At 34.3% G+C, this 19671-nt stretch carries 24 protein-coding genes; 20 read left to right on the plus strand and 4 right to left on the minus strand.

Annotated features, from left to right (window positions below):
- Positions 1-38: 38 nt before the first annotated feature.
- The 4 genes from lysS to M2373_RS17820 form a co-directional block, all read right to left on the minus strand.
- The gene (lysS, locus tag M2373_RS17805; protein ID WP_259112527.1) at positions 39-1736 is read right to left on the minus strand and encodes a lysine--tRNA ligase; all 1698 of its coding nucleotides are present in this window, start codon (positions 1734-1736) and stop codon (positions 39-41) included.
- A 310-nt stretch (positions 1737-2046) separates the two neighbouring features.
- Positions 2047-2976 (minus strand): 23S rRNA (adenine(1618)-N(6))-methyltransferase RlmF, encoded by a 930-nt coding sequence (gene rlmF, locus M2373_RS17810; RefSeq protein ID WP_259112528.1) that lies wholly within the window; start codon positions 2974-2976, stop codon positions 2047-2049.
- A 3-nt stretch (positions 2977-2979) separates the two neighbouring features.
- Positions 2980-3348, minus strand: coding sequence for a c-type cytochrome (locus M2373_RS17815; protein WP_259112529.1), 369 nt, complete (start codon positions 3346-3348; stop codon positions 2980-2982).
- Positions 3348-3563: a hypothetical protein gene (locus M2373_RS17820; protein WP_055981519.1), complete on the minus strand. Its 216-nt coding sequence runs from the start codon at positions 3561-3563 to the stop codon at positions 3348-3350. Before M2373_RS17820 ends, M2373_RS17815 begins: the two co-directional genes overlap by 1 nt.
- A gap of 184 nt (positions 3564-3747) precedes the next feature.
- On the opposite strand from M2373_RS17820, the gene M2373_RS17825 reads away from it, so the two are divergent.
- The 20 genes from M2373_RS17825 (at position 3748) to M2373_RS17920 (ending at position 19627) form a co-directional block, all read left to right on the plus strand.
- The gene (locus M2373_RS17825; protein ID WP_259112530.1) at positions 3748-4200 is read left to right on the plus strand and encodes a cupin domain-containing protein; all 453 of its coding nucleotides are present in this window, start codon (positions 3748-3750) and stop codon (positions 4198-4200) included.
- Positions 4201-4257: 57 nt separating this feature from the next.
- Positions 4258-4902 carry a hypothetical protein gene (locus tag M2373_RS17830; protein WP_259112531.1) on the plus strand — a complete coding sequence of 215 codons (645 nt, stop codon included), beginning with the start codon at positions 4258-4260 and terminating at the stop codon, positions 4900-4902.
- Between the two features lie 254 nt (positions 4903-5156).
- Positions 5157-6581: an anthranilate synthase component I family protein gene (locus M2373_RS17835; protein WP_259112532.1), complete on the plus strand. Its 1425-nt coding sequence runs from the start codon at positions 5157-5159 to the stop codon at positions 6579-6581.
- Positions 6582-6597: 16 nt separating this feature from the next.
- Complete coding sequence (locus M2373_RS17840; RefSeq protein WP_259112534.1) at positions 6598-7191, plus strand: aminodeoxychorismate/anthranilate synthase component II; 594 nt, start codon at positions 6598-6600, stop codon at positions 7189-7191.
- Between the two features lie 38 nt (positions 7192-7229).
- Entirely contained in the window at positions 7230-8216 is a 987-nt protein-coding gene (trpD, locus tag M2373_RS17845) for an anthranilate phosphoribosyltransferase (protein WP_259112535.1), read from the plus strand.
- A gap of 90 nt (positions 8217-8306) precedes the next feature.
- Positions 8307-9092 carry an indole-3-glycerol phosphate synthase TrpC gene (trpC, locus tag M2373_RS17850; RefSeq protein ID WP_259112537.1) on the plus strand — a complete coding sequence of 262 codons (786 nt, stop codon included), beginning with the start codon at positions 8307-8309 and terminating at the stop codon, positions 9090-9092.
- Between the two features lie 13 nt (positions 9093-9105).
- Positions 9106-9756 (plus strand): phosphoribosylanthranilate isomerase, encoded by a 651-nt coding sequence (locus tag M2373_RS17855; RefSeq protein ID WP_259112539.1) that lies wholly within the window; start codon positions 9106-9108, stop codon positions 9754-9756.
- A 101-nt stretch (positions 9757-9857) separates the two neighbouring features.
- Entirely contained in the window at positions 9858-10379 is a 522-nt protein-coding gene (locus M2373_RS17860) for a hypothetical protein (protein WP_259112540.1), read from the plus strand.
- Positions 10363-10893, plus strand: a complete 531-nt coding sequence (locus M2373_RS17865; protein ID WP_259112541.1) for a hypothetical protein — start codon at positions 10363-10365, stop codon at positions 10891-10893. The genes M2373_RS17860 and M2373_RS17865 overlap by 17 nt, the downstream gene beginning before the upstream one ends.
- A gap of 1 nt (position 10894) precedes the next feature.
- Complete coding sequence (gene trpB / locus M2373_RS17870) at positions 10895-12100, plus strand: tryptophan synthase subunit beta (RefSeq protein ID WP_259112543.1); 1206 nt, start codon at positions 10895-10897, stop codon at positions 12098-12100.
- 47 nt (positions 12101-12147) lie between these two features.
- On the plus strand, positions 12148-12927 hold the full coding sequence (gene trpA, locus M2373_RS17875; protein WP_259112544.1) for a tryptophan synthase subunit alpha: 780 nt from the start codon (positions 12148-12150) through the stop codon (positions 12925-12927).
- A 32-nt stretch (positions 12928-12959) separates the two neighbouring features.
- Positions 12960-13688: a lipoyl(octanoyl) transferase LipB gene (gene lipB, locus M2373_RS17880; RefSeq protein WP_259112546.1), complete on the plus strand. Its 729-nt coding sequence runs from the start codon at positions 12960-12962 to the stop codon at positions 13686-13688.
- Positions 13689-13709: 21 nt separating this feature from the next.
- A complete protein-coding gene (locus tag M2373_RS17885; protein WP_259112547.1) occupies positions 13710-13985 on the plus strand; it encodes a hypothetical protein in 276 nt (91 codons plus the stop codon).
- Positions 13986-14096: 111 nt separating this feature from the next.
- Positions 14097-15125: a serine hydrolase gene (locus M2373_RS17890; protein ID WP_259112549.1), complete on the plus strand. Its 1029-nt coding sequence runs from the start codon at positions 14097-14099 to the stop codon at positions 15123-15125.
- A gap of 59 nt (positions 15126-15184) precedes the next feature.
- Positions 15185-16315: a DUF4932 domain-containing protein gene (locus tag M2373_RS17895; RefSeq protein WP_259112551.1), complete on the plus strand. Its 1131-nt coding sequence runs from the start codon at positions 15185-15187 to the stop codon at positions 16313-16315.
- A 210-nt stretch (positions 16316-16525) separates the two neighbouring features.
- Positions 16526-17158: an NAD(P)H-dependent oxidoreductase gene (locus M2373_RS17900; RefSeq protein ID WP_259112553.1), complete on the plus strand. Its 633-nt coding sequence runs from the start codon at positions 16526-16528 to the stop codon at positions 17156-17158.
- 28 nt (positions 17159-17186) lie between these two features.
- Positions 17187-17621 (plus strand): MarR family winged helix-turn-helix transcriptional regulator, encoded by a 435-nt coding sequence (locus M2373_RS17905; protein ID WP_259112554.1) that lies wholly within the window; start codon positions 17187-17189, stop codon positions 17619-17621.
- Positions 17622-18044 carry an organic hydroperoxide resistance protein gene (locus M2373_RS17910; RefSeq protein ID WP_259112555.1) on the plus strand — a complete coding sequence of 141 codons (423 nt, stop codon included), beginning with the start codon at positions 17622-17624 and terminating at the stop codon, positions 18042-18044. It abuts the gene before it with no gap.
- Between the two features lie 160 nt (positions 18045-18204).
- Complete coding sequence (locus M2373_RS17915; protein WP_259112556.1) at positions 18205-18453, plus strand: hypothetical protein; 249 nt, start codon at positions 18205-18207, stop codon at positions 18451-18453.
- 52 nt (positions 18454-18505) lie between these two features.
- Positions 18506-19627, plus strand: a complete 1122-nt coding sequence (locus M2373_RS17920) for a lactonase family protein (RefSeq protein ID WP_259112559.1) — start codon at positions 18506-18508, stop codon at positions 19625-19627.
- The last annotated feature ends 44 nt before the right edge of the window (positions 19628-19671 follow it).

The following is a 19671-nucleotide window of genomic DNA, read 5'->3' on the forward strand; positions in this document are numbered from 1 at the left end:
CTGCCTTTCAGCAGTCTTAATATATGATTTTGTATATGTTAAACCAGTTTCATAAAAACATTCTCTTCAATTTTCTCTACTTTAACCAAATTGTTCTTCGTTAAAGTTTTTGAAGCCTTGTCCCATTTTTTACCTGAAAGTTTAGATTGCTCTTTCACATCAGCTAAAGCAATCTGGTCTCCTGATTTCAAAATTTCAAGGATTATTTTTTCATCTTCACCCAATTCAATCTGAGGAACAGCTTTTTCAGGCTTCATCTGAGGGAAGAATAAAACTTCCTGAATTGATGCATTATTCGTTAAGAACATGATGAGTCTGTCCATTCCGATTCCCATTCCTGAAGTTGGCGGCATTCCGTATTCCAATGCTCTCAAGAAATCTTCGTCAATGAACTGTCCTGCTTCATCATCTCCCTTTTCGGATAATTTTAATTGATCTTCGAAACGTTCTCTCTGATCAATCGGGTCATTAAGCTCAGAATAAGCATTCGCGATTTCTTTACCACAAACCATTAATTCAAAACGCTCCGTAAGACCTTCCTGACTTCTGTGTTTCTTGGTTAGAGGAGACATTTCTACCGGATAATCTGTAATAAATGTCGGCTGAATGAAGTTTCCTTCACATTTTTCACCAAAAATTTCATCAATTAATTTTCCTTTCCCCATCGTTTCGTTTACCTCAATTCCGATAGATTTAGCAAAATCAAACAATTCCTGCTCAGATTTTCCAGTAATATCAAAACCTGTATATTTTTGAATAGCTTCCGTCATTGAAACTCTTGCGTATGGCGCTTTGAAATCAATTTCCTGATCACCAAATTTAGCTTTCGTAGTTCCGTTCACCGCTAATGCACAATGTTCTATCATTTTTTCGGTGAAATCCATCATCCAATAATAGTCTTTGTAGGCCACATAGATTTCCATTACTGTAAATTCCGGATTGTGAGTTCTGTCCATCCCTTCATTTCTAAAGTTTTTTGAGAATTCATATACCCCGTCAAAACCACCCACAATTAATCTTTTCAGATATAATTCATTAGCAATTCTCATATATAAAGGAATGTCTAAAGCATTATGATGCGTAATGAAAGGTCTTGCTGCTGCTCCACCAGGAATAGCCTGCAAAACCGGAGTTTCAACTTCAATATAACCTGCATCATTAAAAAACTGACGCATCGCCGTGTACATTTTTGTTCTTTTAACAAAAGTATCCTTTACATGAGGATTTACAATTAAATCTACATAACGCTGTCTGTATCTCATTTCAGGATCATTAAATCCATCATGAACTACTCCATTTTCATCAGTTCTTGGTTGTGGAAGCGGACGTAAAGATTTAGTTAAAATTACAAAGTTTTTCACCAAAACCGTTTTCTCACCCACCTGAGTAGTGAACAGTTCTCCTTCGATACCGATAATATCTCCTATATCTAAAAGGTGCTTATACACTTCATTATATAAAGTCTTGTCTTCACCTGTACAGATCTCATCTCTGTTGAAATAAACCTGAATTCTGCCTGTAGAATCCTGCAATTCAGCAAAAGAAGCCTTCCCCTGAATTCTGCGGGACATCAATCTACCAGCGATCTTCACCTGTTTACTTTCTGTGAAGTCCTGTTTTATAGATTCTGTAGTATCTGTAAGGGTATACTCGTCCGCAGGGAATGCATTAATCCCCATTTCAGTAAGCTTATTCAGCTTTTCTCTTCTAATGATTTCTTGTTCTGATAATTGCATTGTATTTATTTAAAATAACGTGCAAAATTAGTGATTTTTGAATTGACGGTCAATGACTTTTTCCAGAAAAATAATTTTTCTTAAAAATAAATAACGTGAATTCAGGTTAAAAACAGGATATATGGCTGAAAGCCGGAAGAGAGAGGCTGGGTATTCTTCTCATGTTTAAAAATGTTATGGGATATTTAAAGACTGAATCCAAAGTGGCTTATCATTCTTATTTTGGTCTAAGTAACTTCCCTTTTCAGACTTCCATATATCTGATTAAAAGCCAAATATTTTATTCTGAGCCCAATTAATTATGTAAAATTTACAAAAACCAGGATTTTCTGTCTTGTTGAGGGATAAATGACCATGCCAGCATTCTGCTGACTTTCTGCCCCTGAGCCATATCAATAGTCTTGAAATCTATGGCTTTTGCTTTCTTTAAAAGTGTCGTTAATTTATACAAATTATCTTTTTTAGAAACCAGACAAGTAAACCAAAGAACCTGTGATGAAAACAAAGTGCTTTCCTCAATCATTTTTGAAATAAAAGCCAGTTCGCCACCTTCACACCATAACTCAGACTGTTGGCCTCCAAAATTCAGAAGAGGTTTCTGAACTTTTGATTTATTAATATTTTTTGTTTTTCTGATGTTTCCTTTCATTGCAGAATCTTCAGAATCATGAAAAGGTGGATTACACATAGAAAATGTAAACTTATCGTTTGACTTTATAATATTTTTGAAGATAAAATGAGAATCAGACTGTTTTTTTAACTGAATAAAAGGCTCCAGATCAGCATTATGATCTAAAATCTTCTGTGCATTTTCTAAAGATTCCTGATTAATATCTGATCCCAGCATTTTCCAGCCATACGATTTGTAGGCTAACAGAGGATATACCAGATTCGCTCCTACTCCGATATCCAAACCATGAACAGAAGATCCAACAGGAATTTGTTTCTGTCGATCTTCCAAAAGATCAGCAATATAATGAACATAATCTGCCCGTCCCGGAATTGGCGGACATAGATTAGAATCCGGGATGTCCCAGTTTTTAATATTATAACAATGCTGTAATAAGGCTTTATTCAGCAGTTTTACAGCTTTCGGAATGCTGAAATTAATGGTTGTTGTTCCATATGCATTCTCAAAAACGTAATGTTTCAGTTCTGGCACACAAGAAATAAGTTGATCAAAATCATATGGATTACGATGTAAATTTCTTGTGTGCAGACTGGATTTTTCGGGAGTCATTTTTTATTTTTTCTGACTTAAAATATATTCTACCATTTTTTTGGCATCTTCCTTAGACACCTGAGGATGGGCAGACATAGGGACACTTCCCCAAACTCCACTTCCGCCTTCTATAATTTTTGAAGCCAGCAGCTCAATATCCTTTTGGGAATATTTTCCTGCGATCTCCTGATAAGAAGGTCCTATCATTCTCTCATTTACCGAATGACAGCCTGAGCAATCTAATGTTTCAATGATCTGATCTCCTGAAAGATTAGTTTTTGCAGGCTCTGAAACCGATGGCGTTTCAGCTGTGTCAATGGCTGTATTTTCTTTTTTAGAACAGGAAAATATAAGCAGGCTTACGCATCCTGTCAAAAACAGTTTTTTCATTATTTTGCAGCTGCAGAGTCAGTTTTAGGAGCTTCGGTAGCAGGTGCAGGTGTTGCAGCAGGAGTATCTGCTTTTTTAGCTGTTGAGTCTACTACTGTTGGAGCATCCGGTTCAGGTAACATCGTGTTGCTGTCCTGTAAGTCATGATTAGGCTTTTTTGAGCAGTTAACTACTAATAAACCTCCGATAAATGCAATTGCTAATACTTTTTTCATTGTTTTCTAATTTGTCACAAAAATATAAAAAATAAACTTTTAAACTCATGACAAATGTTCACTTTAAAATTTTTTTCAGAGATGATGATTTATTATTAACAAAAAAATAATTCATTCAATTGTGAAATTTAATGCGAAATATTAATTTTGCGCAATCGATTAAAAAAAATTCGATCCTAAACTTATGACTAAAAATTTATTAAAAACAGCAGCTCTAATTTCATTATTTATTATCACTTCATCGTGTGATAACTCGTCATCAGATGATCAAAAATCTGAATATTCAGATAAAATTGAGTCCACGACTCTTTTAAAAACCACCAAATCATGGGATGGAACACTTTATCAAAGTTACCCATCTGGGCAGCCTGAAGTTTCAGTATTAAAAATCGCCGTTCCCCCTAATCAGGCATTAGACTGGCATAAACATCCTGTTATTAATGCCGCTTATGTACTGAAAGGAGAAATCGAGGTAGAAAGAAAAGAGGATGGCAAAACACAATGGATCAGAGAAGGACAGGCCGTTCCAGAGATGGTAGACGTTGCCCACAGAGGAAAAACCGGCGAAAAAGGAGCCACACTTATTGTATTTTACAGTGGCACTACAGATCTTTCGTTATCAGAACCGGTTCATTAACTGATTATTTTTTATGTTTTTAAATTGTATTTCTAGAGATAATTGTAAATTTAAGCTATGATTATTGTTTCCAAAATTCTATTTTTTGCGAGTCATCACGGTTTTTATACAGCAGTGATCATATTTCTGTTTTTTGGTCTCCTTGCCTATCTTACTAAAAAAGGATGGTATTTAATTCCCATTCTTCCCCTGGCTATCTTAAACGGGATTGGCGGACAGTTTTTGAATGCCTGGTTTTTAAATAAGTATGGCACTGAAAGCACTGCAATCATCACTTCTGATACAGAAACCAATTCTACATTAAATGATGAATATATTCATGACTATGAAGCCATCGTAAAAAAACAGGATGGAAAATACGTTGATACCTTCTTTTCAACGACAACAGCTTCCATCTATCCTATTGAAAATGCAATCAGAATTCCAAGAGTTGGACTGTCTTTTCCTGTAAAATATATTCTCGGATACGAAAAAAATATGGTGATCCTTTACGGAAAATCGGAAGAGGGAAAAGCAATGCTGAAATATGAGAAACTGGCACCGATACAGTCAGCAAAAATAAAATACGAAGCAGATCCAACAAATAAAGAATTTAAACAGGAATACATAAAAGCATTAGAAGATTATACCAATCAATATAATGATGAAATTTATAAATTAAAATTAGAAGAATTAAAGAAAAATCTTCACAAAGCAAAATAGCAGATTACGACTTAAGTTTTTTTAATTTCGTAAAATTTGCATTTTGTATTAAAAAATTATCTAAATTTGTCACATGTTTACAACAAGCAACAATAATTGGTGGTGGCTTTCAAACTCTTCGTCGGGTCTGAAGTTATTGTCATGTTGTTAAAAGAAGAACGACTAGATAATATAAAAACAACATATAAAGACTTTGACGGATGCCGTTGAAGTCTTTTTTTATTTACATCATTTAACAAAAAAATAAACAACAAATGTTTAACAAGAAAATAAAAATAAAAACCGTTTCTAAAAAAACCTTGGGAGATCTTCAGACTCCGATGAGTATTTACCTGCAGATCCGGGACAAATTCAGAGATACCATCCTTTTAGAAAGTTCAGATTCTAAAAATATTGATAATAATTTTTCATTTATAGCCATCAATGCAGTGGCAGGAATTGAAATTAAAAATTTAAAAGAGTTTGAGATTAAACTACCCAATTCAGAGCCGGTAAAGCAGTTTATTATTGAACATAAAATAGCCGATATCTTCGATGAGTTCTCCAGTATTTTTGAATGTGAAAAAACCAATGATTTTGTAGAAGAAACCGCTCAAAGTCTTTTTGGATATACCAGTTTTGAAGCCGTACAGTTTTTTGAAAACGTATCATTCAAAGCACAAAGTCCTGAAGTGGAAATTCCTATTTTGCGATATAGGCTATACCAATACGTGATTGCCATTAATCATTACAATGATGAAATGCACATCATCGAAAACCAGATGGAAGGAGTGAAATCTGAGCTTTATCTGCTTGAAAGTCTTATAAAAAACCAAAATTCTGTTATCTATCCTTTCGAAAAAATAGGAAAAGAAACATCCAATATTACAGATGAAGAATATATAGACCTGGTAAAAACAGCCCAGAAACACTGCATGCGCGGAGATGTTTTCCAGCTCGTTCTGAGCAGACGATTCGAACAGAAATTTCAGGGAGATGAATTTAATGTATATCGTGCATTAAGAAATATCAATCCTTCCCCTTATCTATTCTTCTTTGACTACGGAAATTACAAATTATTCGGTTCAAGCCCTGAAAGCCAGCTTATCATCAAAAATAATAAGGCAATTATCCATCCGATTGCAGGAACTTTTAAAAGAACAGGACATTTTGAAACCGATTTACAGTCTATCGAGGAATTAAAAAATGACCCTAAAGAAAATGCCGAACATACCATGCTGGTAGATCTGGCAAGAAATGACCTGGGAAAACTGGGGAAAAATGTGACTGTTACAAAATTAAAAGAAATACAGCTTTTTTCACATGTGATCCATATGGTCAGTGAAGTGACTGCCGATCTTCATGAAAATACCAATCCTTTTGAAATGGTGGCCACCACTTTCCCTCAGGGAACATTAAGCGGAGCTCCCAAACACAAAGCTTTACAGCTGATCAATAAATATGAAAAAGACTCCCGTGGATACTATGGCGGATGCATCGGAATCATGGGTTTAAACGGAAACTGTAATCAAGCCATTATGATCAGAACTTTTTTAAGCAAAAACAATACATTATACTACCAGGCAGGAGCCGGATTAGTCGCAAAATCAAATCCCGAAAGTGAGCTTCAGGAAGTCAACAACAAGCTGAATGCGTTGAAGAAAGCTGTAGAAAAAGCAGATAAATTGGTTACTAACTAATAATAAAAAAAACAAAATGAAAAATACTATAAATCCATCAACCAAAGTGCTCGTTTTTGACAATTACGACAGCTTTACTTACAATTTGGTGCAGATTATCGAAAGGATTCTTAACGTGAGAGTGGATGTTGTGAGAAATAATGAAATTACTTTGGAAGAAATCGGAAAATATGATAAGATTATCCTTTCTCCGGGTCCCGGAATTCCTGAAGAAGCGGGTATTTTGCTAGACCTGATCAAAGAATATGCGCCTACCAAAAGTATTTTAGGAGTTTGTCTCGGTCAGCAGGCAATTGCAGAGGCTTTTGGAGGAAGTTTAATTAATCTTTCTGAAATTTTTCACGGTGTAGCAACTTCCACAGATCTGGTAAAAAATGACACTAAGCTTTTCAGAAACCTCTCAAGCGGAATGGAAGTCGGAAGATATCACAGCTGGGCCGTTAATCCTCAAAATTTCCCGGAAGAACTTGAAATCACAGCCGTTGATAAAGACGGAATGATCATGGCACTGCAACATAAAACATACGATGTGCATGGCGTTCAGTTTCATCCCGAAAGTATTTTAACTCCCGATGGAGAAGTTATTATTAAAAATTTTCTACTCAATTGAAAACATCAGACATTCCCTCAACCGTAAAAATTCCACAAATGAAAGAAATACTCCAATACCTGTTTAATCATCATACACTGTCAAAATCTGAGGCTAAAGCAATCATGATTGAGATCGCCCAGAATAAATTTAATGCAACGGAAGTAACGGCATTTATCAGTGTTTTTCTGATGCGAAATATTACATTAAAAGAGCTTGAAGGTTTTAGAGAAGCCCTTTTACAGATGGCTGTTCCTGTAAATATAGATGCCACGGACGCGATCGATATTGTAGGAACCGGAGGTGATGGTAAAAATACGATTAATATCTCCACCTTAACAAGCTTTGTTGTAGCCGGTGCCGGACAAAAAGTAACCAAACATGGAAATTATGGAGCTTCAACAACTACCGGTTCATCAAACGTGCTTGAAGAATTAGGTTATGAATTTAAAAATGATTCTGAGAAATTAAATACTGATCTGGAAAAGGCAAACATCTGCTTTCTCCATGCTCCTTATTTTCATCCTGCCCTTCAGTCTGTAGGATTGCTCCGAAAATCTCTGGGCTTAAGAACATTCTTTAATTTGCTAGGTCCATTGGTGAATCCCGTAAAACCTCAGTTTTCGATGATTGGTGTTTATAATCTGGAAATTGCCCGAATTTACCAGTATCTCCTTCAAAAAGATGACAGAGAATTTATCATCGTTCATGGATTAGATGGCTATGATGAAATCAGCTTAACGCATGATACTAAAATCATTACAAAAAACGGTGAACAGATTTATTCTTCAGAAGATCTGGGTTTCGACCATGTAACTCCGGAAAATATAAAAGCAGGAGCTACCATTCAGGAAACAGCCAAAATATTCAGGAATATACTGGAAGGAAAAGGAACAAAACAGCAAAATTCTGTGGTTTTGGCCAATGCATCTGTTGCTTTATATAATACGGGTAAATTCGGCACTTATGATGATTGCCTCTTATTGGCTCAGGAAAGCTTAGAGAGTGGAAAAGCACTAAAAAGTCTTGAACTTTTGCTGGAATAATATAAGTTTTGAGGTTCAGCGAAACTGTTAAACAAATAAACGTCTCCGTTTAGCCTGAAGAAAAAGGAGAAAATTAAAAGTAACTGGAAAATGACAATTTTAGATAAAATTATACAGAGAAAAAGAGAAGAAATTTCAAAATCAAAATCAAGAATCTCAGTTCAGGAATTAAAAGATTCTGAGTTTTTTGGAAGAGCAAATTTTTCCTTGAAAGAGTCTGTTAAAACTGGAACCGGAATTATTGCAGAGTTTAAAAGAAAATCGCCTTCAAAAGGAGTTATTAATGATCAGTTTCAGCCTTTAGAAGTTGTTTCAGCATACCAAAATTTTGGAGCAAGCGGAATTTCAATTCTTACAGATCAGGATTTTTTCGGAGGAAGTTCTGAAGATATCTCAGAGGTAAGAAATCATATACAGATTCCTATTTTAAGAAAAGATTTTATGATTGATGAATACCAGTTTTACGAAGCCAAAAGTATGGGCGCTGATGTGATATTATTAATTGCAGCCTGTCTTTCACCTCGCCAGGTCGATGAATACACAGCACTTTCGCATGAACTGGGACTTGAAGTTTTACTGGAAATACATACAGAGGAAGAATTAAAACATATCAACCCAAACATTGATTTGGTCGGAATTAACAATAGAAATTTAAAAGATTTTAAAGTAGATCTTCAACATTCGGTTCAGCTAAAGAACCAGCTTCCGGAAGAAATTTTGTCCGTTGCTGAAAGCGGAATTTACAGCATTGAAGATTTTAACTATTTAAAAGAAAAAGGCTTTAATAGTTTCTTAATGGGTGAATATTTCATGAAAAATAAAAACCCCGCAAAAGCTTTTAAAGAATTCACCTCAAATATTTCAATATCAAAGTAATAGATCTGTAACAATGAATGACAAAACATCAACTAATAAGCAACAGCTCAAAGTCTGTGGATTAACAGTCTTAGATCAAATTCATGAACTGATTCTGATGAAAGTCGATTTTTTGGGATTTATCTTCTATAAAAAATCACCGAGATATGTACTGAATTATTTGCATTATGAAGATATTTCAAAGATCGGTCATCGCGGAAAAGTGGGAGTTTTTGTCAATGAAACCATACAGCAGATCATAGAAATAGCCCTAAAAGCCAATTTAAATTATGTACAGCTCCATGGTGATGAAAATGAAGATTTTATTGCTGAATTAAGAGAAAATTTAGATCCTGAAATTGGAATTATAAAAGTAATCAGAATTGGAAACCAAAGACCGAAAATCGAAAGTCTGATCACAAAAAACATCAGCTATTTATTGTTTGACACTGATTCAAAAGCTTTTGGAGGAACGGGAAAACAATTTGACTGGAATATACTGAACACCATAGAAATTCCTCTCCCTTATTTTTTAAGCGGTGGAATTTCGGAAGAAAATAGCCCTGATATTCATTTACTAAAGCAAAAACCTTTGGTATTGGATATCAATTCAAAATTTGAAACTAGCCCTGGAAATAAAAATATAAACAAAATAAGAAGATTTAAAGAAATTATGAGAGAATAAGAGTCCCTTTGGACTACCACAAAAACACACAAAAAAACATAAAAACAGACACTTTGAAAAAATATTATTCAAAAAAAATCAAACTTTTAAAATTGAAGCGGATGAGCTTACAATCGATAAGAAAATCGGTTCATCAGGCTTTTTTCCCGGTAAGGTTTGAAAATGAAAAAATTGAAAATCTTCATGAATTTATTTCACAGAATGACAGCGACATAGAATACTGGTCGATGGAAGGTTTATTGTTGGAATTTATCAGAATTATTAAAAATTTCAACGAAAAAGATATCCGGTATTTCTTTGAAACCATTCATTTATGGGACAGTTACCATCTGGTCATTATAGCCGATAAGCTATTGGACACGAATGTAAGAGCTAATGTAAAATACGATTTTGGAATTTTGTACTGCAAGATCTTCTGTCTGTACGAAAAATTTGATTCCTATTATTTGATCGACAATCTCGAAATTGCCGTTAATATGTATAATTCCAAACCGGATTTACCTATTTTAGTTGATCTCACAGGAAAAATAAATTTTCTATTTCAAAATAAACAGATTACACAACAGCAGTTTCAGCACAGCTTATTATTTATAGAACATTGTAAGGATGAATTATCAAATTAAAACAGCCAATGACTTAACGAAGGATGAGATAAAAAATATTTTAAAACTGTGGGACGTTCCGGCATGGAGTACCATGAATGCAGATTATTTCCGTTTATTTTTCAAAAACTCAGAATTTCATTTCATTAAAGATCATTTCAGCAGGCTGACCGCTATTATCAGACTGAATTTTGATTTTACACTTGAAATTTCGGGAAAGGAATATGAATTCGTTGAAGCCGTAGGTCTCGTTTCTGCTGAAAAAGGAAATGGAAAGAAACTAATTCAGCTCCTGAGGGAAAATATTTCAAATAGAAATCTTGAAACAATTGGTTTTTGCAATATGGATTTACGTCCTTTTTATGAAAAATGTGATGTAAAGATTCTACATGATCAAGCTAAAATAATTAAAGAAAAAGAAGGAACAGATTGGATCACTTCCGAAGATGATGATATCTTAATTTTTAATGCAGATAAAGAAAAAATAGAATTACTCAGTCGACTTCCTGAAAACACCTATTTAAAAGAAAAATAACATGAATTATAAAAATCCTGATGAACACGGATATTATGGAGAATTTGGAGGAGCTTTTATTCCAGAAATGCTCTATCCGAATGTAGAAGAATTACAGAAAAGTTATCTTGAAATTATTGAATCTGAAGATTTTCAGCAAGAATATCAGGAGCTGTTAAAAAATTATGTCGGTCGTGCGACTCCTCTATATTTTTCAAGAAATTTAAGTGAAAAATATAATACCAAAATCTATTTAAAAAGAGAAGACCTCAACCATACCGGCGCTCATAAAATCAATAACGCCCTGGGACAGGTTTTATTGGCAAAACGCCTTGGAAAAAACAGAATTATCGCAGAAACAGGAGCTGGTCAGCATGGTGTTGCCACAGCTACGGCATGTGCCCTTCTTGGGATGAAATGCATTGTGTATATGGGCGAAATCGATATTCAGCGCCAGGCTCCGAATGTCGCAAGAATGAAAATGCTTGGTGCTGAAGTTATTGCCGCGACTTCAGGTTCAAAAACACTAAAAGATGCCGTGAATGAAGCATTAAAAGACTGGATCAATAATCCCGTTACGACCCATTATGTAATCGGAAGCGTGGTAGGCCCACATCCTTTCCCTGATCTGGTTGCGAGATTTCAGAGTATAATTTCAAAAGAAATAAGAGAACAGCTTGATGAACAGACAGGAAGAAAGAACCCAGATTACGTCATTGCCTGTGTTGGCGGTGGAAGCAATGCTGCAGGTACTTTTTACCATTTTGTCGATGAAAAAGATGTGAAAATAATTGCTGCTGAAGCCGGAGGCTTTGGAATTGATTCCGGAAAATCTGCCGCCACCACTTTTTTGGGAACATTGGGTGTTTTGCATGGCAGTAAGAGTCTTGTAATGCAGACAAAAGACGGTCAGGTTATTGAACCTCATTCCATATCTGCAGGTTTGGATTACCCGGGAATAGGTCCTTTTCATGCGCATTTATTCAAAGAAAAACGCGCAGAATTTTTCAGTATTAATGATGATGAAGCTTTAAAATCAGCTTTTGAGCTCACAAAACTGGAAGGTATTATTCCGGCATTGGAAAGTGCTCATGCATTGGCTGTTTTAGACAAAAAGAAATTTGATAAAAATGATATTGTGGTCATTTGTTTAAGTGGCCGCGGAGATAAAGATATGGAGACGTATTTGAAAAAGCTGGAAGATCGAAGTCCGAAGCAAGAGGTTTAGCTCAGTTTCAAAAATAAAATTTGTCAACTTAAACTTAATTTAAATCTATGATCAACAATAACTTCAAGCATCCAGCTTCCAGCACCCAACCTCAAAAAAAACTCAACATCTATTTCACAGCAGGCATTCCTCAGCTTGAAGATACTGCTGATATTATAAAACTGATACAAGATTCCGGAGCGGATATGATGGAAATCGGAATGCCTTACTCTGATCCTGTAGCAGACGGACCGGTCATCTCCGAGGCTCACGAACTGGCTTTAAAAAACGGAATGACTATCGAAAAACTTCTGTCACAAATCAAATCCATTAAAAACGAACTGCAAGTTCCGGTTATTTTAATGGGCTACATTAATCCTGTTCTAAGCTTCGGATTTGAAAACTTCTGCCGAGAATGTTCAGAAAGTGGTGTTTCCGGTTTGATTATCCCTGATTTACCAGCTATTGAATTCGAAAAAAATTATCAGAAAATTTTAGAAAAATATAATCTGAATTTTACCTTTTTGGTAACTCCCGAAACTTCTGATGCAAGAATTATATATCTGGATTCTCTAAGTTCCGGATTCTTGTATGCGGTAAGTTCATCATCTACCACAGGAAATGAAAATGCTGTATTAAAAAATGAAGACTATCTTTCAAGATTAGCCATGCTGCCCCTTAAGAACCCTGTGATGATCGGTTTTGGAATTAAATCAAAAGAAGATTTCGAAAATGTTACCGAAAAAGCAGCCGGAGGTATCATCGGAACAGCATTTGTCAATATTTTGTTACACAATAGAGATTGGAAGACCAAAGCTATAGATTTTGTCCATTCTATAAAAGCATAAAAATCACTAAATTTGTGTATTCAAAAATTGGTATGAACACACATCAGAATAAAGTAGTAGAATTTGAAGATTTAGGCGTAAAAGAATATCAGCCCTCATGGGACTATCAGGAAAAGCTGATGAAAGATATTATCGATACCAAAATAAAAAACCGCGATTTACCTGCAGAACAACATCATACAACTTCTAATCACTTTCTTTTAGTCGAGCATCCGCATGTTTATACATTGGGAAAAAGCGGGCATGAAGAAAATATGCTGGCAGGGATTGATAAACTAAAGGAAATCGAGGCTACTTTCGTAAAAGTAAACCGTGGCGGAGATATTACCTATCACGGTTACGGGCAAATCGTTGGTTATCCTATTCTCGACCTTGAAAATTTCTTTACAGATATTCATAAATACATGCGAAATCTGGAAGAAGTAATCATCAGAACGATTGCTGAATATGGAATAAAAGGAGAACGCTCTCCCGGCGAAACAGGCGTTTGGCTGGATGTGGGAAAACCTTATGCCCGAAAAATATGTGCAATGGGCGTAAAAGCTTCCCGTTGGGTAACTCTGCATGGTTTTGCACTGAACGTAAATACCGATATGCGCTATTTTGAATATATTGTTCCGTGTGGAATTAAAGACAAACAGGTGACTTCTTTAAAAAGAGAACTTGAAAGAGATCTGACTCCAGAGGAAATGGTAGATATTAAAGCTAAAATCAGAAAGCATTTTGTAGATGTTTTTGAAGCGGAATTGGTGGAAAAATAATTTTTTTTGTTAATTTTGAGTATGAAGAATAATTTATACAAAAAATTACTAACAGAATTTCTTTGTGGATTTATTGGGCTTTTAGGAACTACAGTTAATACAAGAATTGGGCTTAGCCTTTATTTATTAATTGTAGGAGGAGCTTTTTTATTTGCTCCTATGGGTGGCGATGAAAATAAACCTTTTATTTTTTATATTTTAGGATCAGTCTTGATACTTGTCTCTTCTTTACTTTTATTTTTTAAAATTAAACAGTTGCAGAAAGAGAATAAACATAACAAAACCCCATCTTATTGATGGGGTTTTGTTATTGATTGAATCCTTAATTAAACACCTATTTTTACTAGCTTATTTTAATTTTTAAGTTTATTTTTGAACTTCAAAAAATTAACTTATACCCCAATGCTGATGAATTTCAAACTATTAACCTTGCTATTATTTTTCTCATTTTTCAATTCTTTTGCACAGACGAATTATATTTTTGAAATAGACAGCTTAATCAGTAATAAATATCCCCGAACATTTAACGGCGTTGTATTGATTACAAAAAACGGTAAAACACAGTATTCCAGAGCGTATGGTTTTAAAAACATACATAATCAAACTCCTTTGAAACCTGATGATCAGTTTGAAATCATGTCAAATACCAAACAAATCACATCCGTCTTACTATTAAAAGAGGCTGAAAAAGAAAAAGTAGATCTACAGTCTCCTATCAGAAAATATTTACCAAATCTTACCCAATCCTGGGCTGATGTTGTGACGGTTCATCAACTTTTGAATCACACGCATGGAATCCAGGATCTTGAAAAACCCTTATTATTTACGCCTGGATCAGACTTTAAATATGGAAATCTTTCAAACATTCTATTGGGAAAAATCATTGAAAATGTTGCTCATCAAACGTATACTCAATTAGCAGAAAATCTATTTCACCAATTGGGAATGAATGATACGTTTTGCTATTCAAATGAAAACAGGAGGAAACTGGTTGTCGGACATACAGTAAGAAATAATGTTTTCAGTAGTGTCGACGAATCTTTTATTGATGATGAAAATCTACCCGCAGACGGAGTTGTTACGACAGCAAAAGACCTCTCGATATGGAATAACCAACTTCATAAAAGTAAAATTTTAAATTCCCAGACCTATCAGCTAATGACGACTTCTTCTGCGATGTCTCAGCATGATGTTTTCGGAAAAGATAAAATGGGTTACGGTTACAATATTAGAATTGTCAACGATCAGAATGTTCAATATTTCGGCCATACAGGCTTAGGTGATGGCTTTGCTTCGCTCAATATTTATATTCCTAAAAATGATGTCAGTATTATTGTTCTGGAAAATCAAATGAATGAAAACAGTGAGTTGTATTACTATTTTGAAACTGAAATTAAAAATATAATACTAAAAAGTGAGTTGGTGGGAAAATTCTGATTGCTCTATATTACTCAATTCAAAAATCATAAAAAACTAATATCTAACAAATAATACCCATGAAAAGAATAATTTTACTGTATAGTTTATTTTTATCCATCGTCATTTCTGCTCAGGAAAAAAAGCAGATTCATTTTGATGAAAAGTTTAAAAAAGACCATCAGGGAAATACAAAAATTGAGATCAATGAGCTGAAAGAATTACTCCATATTATGATTGCGATTACCGAAGTTGGGTTGGACAATGATGATATGATACAACAAAAAGGGCAATACTATCAGGATGTTCTTCAGTATTTTAAGAAATTCGGCAATGAAAAAATTATTGTTAAATTCGATTCTTTAATTAAAGCGAATCCTCTAAATTATGTTTTTCTAACAGGAAACGGTACCAGTTACGATTTTAAAAATAATCAGCTGATTGCTAATAAATATTATGTTTTTCCGGCACAAAGTGTTTCTTCACAAAAAATTACAATCAATCCTATCATTACTTATAAAAAAGAAATTGAAGATTTCGCGGTAAAGTCAGAGTTTAGAAAATTTTATACAGATCATCTTCCTTTTTATAAGAGCATTATTTCTACTTATAATCAACAGGCTAATCTTGATAAACAATGGAAATGGCTGGAGAAAAACTTTAACACAAAAATAAGCAGTTACTTAATTTTATGTTCACCTTTAATCAACGGATTTAATTATACTGATAGTTACAAAGACAAAGATTTTAAACAAATTGTGATGGTACTTCCTCCGGTTGACGAAGATAAATCTCTTAGTCCAATGGAAAATATGATTTTGAACACAAGAGGAATGTTCACCGAAATTGATCATAATTACGTAGGAATACCTACAAAAAAATATGCAAAAGAAATCAATAATGCTTTAAAAGACAGAGAAAAATGGGTGAATACAAAACAGGAAGGTACACAATACTATGTAAATCCGGAAAAAGTGTTTGATGAATACATGACGTATGCAGCATTTTATCTTTTCTGTGCCGATCAGTTCAAAAATGATCAGAAAACCTTGGATCATGCCTATTACAGCGTTAATCAGGTGATGAAAGAAAGAGGATTTCCGAAGATGAAAGAATTTAACGACGGATTATTAGCTATCAGAATGAAACATCCTGACGAAAAAATTGATGATCTCTATCCTGAATTTATCCAATGGCTTGAAAAATTATAAACAGAAAACTGCATTAACTGATGCAGTTTTTTTTATTATCCAATTACATATCAATTATTTAAAATTTCATAAATAAATATTATAGATTTTTTCAAATGTTAAACTTTACGAAATTAAATTGCACACAATATAATTGTTTGTACATTTGTATTGTCATTTAAGAATGACTAATTATACATAAATAGTAGTTTAACTTTAAAATAAAAAAAGATGTCATTAATAGAAAATTTAAACTGGAGACACGCAGTAAAAGCTTATGACCCAACAAAAAAAGTTTCAGAACAGGATTTACATAAAATTTTAGAAGCAGCAAGACTTGCTCCGACTTCATCAGGACTTCAACCCTTCCGCGTTATTGTGGTAGAAAACCAGGAACTGAAAGAAAAAATGGTGCAGGGAGCTTTGAATCCTGAAGTAATGAGAGATTCGTCTCACGTATTGGTTTTTGCAGCCTGGGACAGCTATTCCAACGAAAAAATCGATAAAGTATATGACTTTACAACCGATGAAAGAGAATTACCGAGAGGCCGTTTCGGAAGTTATACCGATAAAATCAAAGAAATGTATGATGCCCAGACTCCCGAAGAGCATTTTGCACACACCGCAAGACAGACTTATATCGCATTAGGCTTTGCTCTGGCCCAGGCTGCAGAACTGGAAATCGACAGTACTCCAGCAGAAGGTTTCAGCAATGAAGTAGTGGACGAAATTCTAGGTTTAAAAGAATTAGGTTTAAAAAGTGTAAGTTTGCTTTATCTTGGCTACAGAGATGAGGACAAAGACTGGATGGCTTCCATGAAAAAAGTCCGTATTCCGATGGAGGAATTCATCATTAAAAAATAATTTTCATCAACTTTCATTTTTCAATCTTATGGAAAATTCAAAATCTTTAAAACTAGAAAATCAAATTTGTTTCCCGCTTTATGTGATTGCAAAGGAGATTACTGGACTTTACCGTCCGTTTCTTGATGAGCTCGACATCACCTACCCCCAATATCTTGTTATGATGATATTATGGGAAAATGATGGGCTTGCTGTCAACAATATCGGGGAAAAATTATACCTCGATAGTGGAACATTGACTCCGCTTTTAAAAAGATTGGAAGCTAAAGGATTTATCCAGCGAAAAAGAAAAAAAGAAGATGAAAGAGTGGTTGAAGTCTTCATTACAGAATCCGGAAGAGCTCTTCAGCAAAAAGCTTGTGAGATTCCGGGGAAGATTCATAATAAAATAGATGTCACTCCGGAAGACTGGATTGAACTGAAAGAAAGTGTTCAAAAAATATTAAGCAAAATAGAAAAATAAATGAAAACCTTATATACAACTAAAGTAACTGCACATGGAGGCAGAAACGGCAAAGTAAAAAGTGAAAACGGAATTCTTGATCTTGAAGTGAGAATGCCTAAAGCCCTGGGCGGTGCCAATGATGACTTTACAAACCCAGAAATGCTTTTTGCAGCAGGATATTCGGCCTGTTTTGACAGTGCGTTAAACCGAGTGATCAGTTTATCAAAAATACAAACCGGAGAAACCACTGTAGCAGCGCAGGTAAGCATCGGTCAGATTGAAAACGGCGGCTTCGGATTGGCTGTGGAACTGGATGTAAATATTCCCGGAGTTTCAATAGAAGAAGCACAGTCTCTAACTGAAAAAGCTCACGAAATCTGTCCGTATTCTAATGCAACAAGAAATAATATTGAAGTAAAGCTGTCTGTCACGAATAACTAAGATCCTTTTTATTTAAAAAATATCAAATCTGTTTCTTTCTGAAGCAGATTTTTTTGTTTTTTAAAATCAGAAACAGAATTGCAGTTCTCTGAAAAAAGGCTAATTTTATAAAATTAATCGCAAAACAAAATAACCTACGAAACAATTAAACATTCAGCAGATGAAAGAAGAAAAATTTGTAAAATTCAGCGACCAGGAATTATTTGATAAAAGAAAAAGCTTAAAAACTCTTACCATCATCAATGCAGTGCTTATCGGATTTTTAATAGGAATCTCAATTTACGGGGCTATTAAAAATGGATTTGGCTTTTTTACGTTTTTCCCTCTGATTTTTGTATTTCTATTAATAAAAACGAAATCCGACAGTAAAGAACTCGAAAACGAAATTAAATCCAGAAATTTAAAATAAGTAAAAGCCTCAGTTTTTTTTGTTAAACTCTTATTATTTTCAACTTATCGTTTTGAAAAAGATTCTTACAGCAACCATTACAATCTGTACTTTCCTAAACTTCTATACTCAAAATACATATGCTTTCTTCGGTTCATTCAATCGGGATAAGAATCTGGAAGGAATTTATGTTTATGAATTAGATACCATTAAAGGAAAATTATCAAAGATAGCTTCCTACAAAGGTATTTTAAACCCTTCGTTTATCACTTTATCACCCAATGGAAAATACATATTCGCCTGCACGGAAAGTAAAACAAAAAATGCAGGAAGTGTAAGCAGTTTCGAATTCGATCGGAAAAATAAGACTTTAAATTTCATCAATAAGCAAAAAAGTGGTGGAGAAAACCCGGTTTATCTGACTGCGCACAAAAATGGAAAATGGCTGGTGAACGGAAATTACACAGAGGGAAGTGTCTCCGTTTATCCTATTTCAGAAAACGGAAATATTGAACCGTACATCCAAAATTTTCAATTTTCAGAAGGAAGTGTAAATCCAGGTAGACAGGAACGTGCACACATCCACTCCACTGTTTTTTCTCCTGATTTTGATTATATCTTTTTTCCTGATTTGGGAGCTGATAAAATAAGAGCTTATCAATTTAACAGTGAAAATAAAGAGCCTTTACAACCGGCAGAAATTCCTTTTACCAAAACAACTTCAGGAAGCGGACCAAGACATTTCAGCTTTCATCCCAACGGAAAATTTGCTTATTGTATTGAAGAAATGGGAGGAGCTATAAGTGCTTATTCCTACGAAAATGGAAAACTGGACAATATTCAAAGAATATATACCCATTCTGAAAAATATAAAGAAGATTTTGAAAGTTCTGATATTCATATTTCGCCTGACGGAAAGTTTTTGTATGCATCTAATCGTGGATACGAAAATAATATCGCGATATTTTCCATTCAAAATAATGGAACATTAAAAATAATTGCCTACCAATCGGTAAAAGGAAAACATCCAAGAGTTTTCGGACTTGATCCCAGCGGAAAATTTTTAATAGCAACCAATGCACAAAGTGGAACAGTAGTCGTATTTAAGAGAAATTCTGAGACCGGTTTATTGAAAAAAGCAGGAAAGAAAACCAGAATCAGGCAAGTTTCCTGCGTACAGATCAGAAAGTATTAAAATGTAAACAGAAAATGTCCTCATTATTGGGTTCATCACTACTA

The sequence above is a fragment of the Chryseobacterium sp. JUb7 genome, assembly GCF_024806495.1.
Classification (GTDB): domain Bacteria; phylum Bacteroidota; class Bacteroidia; order Flavobacteriales; family Weeksellaceae; genus Chryseobacterium.